We start from the raw sequence: 288 nt of genomic DNA, 5'->3' as shown, positions 1-288 counted from the left end.
CGTTGAAGACTACAACGTTGATAGGCAAGATGTGGAAGCATAGTGATATGTTAAGCTAACTTGTACTAATTACCCGTGAGGCTTAACCATACAACGCCAAACGCGTTTTATGTGATAGTTGATAGAGCAAGAAGTTAATAGACTAAAGTAGATTTACTGAAAACTTTATTATCAGAATTCCAAATTTTAGTTAATTGCTAACGCGATTAACACCAAATTTGCTTGGTAACAATAGCGTTTTGGACCCACCTGACCCCATGCCGAACTCAGTAGTGAAACGAAACAGCG

The 288-nt window shown here is 38.2% G+C and carries 2 rRNA genes; both read left to right on the top strand.

Features of this window, described 5'->3' with window-relative positions:
• A 23S ribosomal RNA gene (locus H5154_RS23350) occupies nt 1–90 on the top strand; the annotation flags it as partial.
• 131 nt (nt 91–221) lie between these two features.
• Nucleotides 222–288: ribosomal RNA gene (gene rrf / locus H5154_RS23345) — 5S ribosomal RNA — on the top strand; the annotation flags it as partial.

Origin of the sequence: Pseudoalteromonas sp. SR44-5 (assembly GCF_014163675.1) — a bacterium.
GTDB lineage: Bacteria > Pseudomonadota > Gammaproteobacteria > Enterobacterales > Alteromonadaceae > Pseudoalteromonas > Pseudoalteromonas rhizosphaerae.
This window is presented reverse-complemented; position numbering and strand designations above follow the sequence as displayed.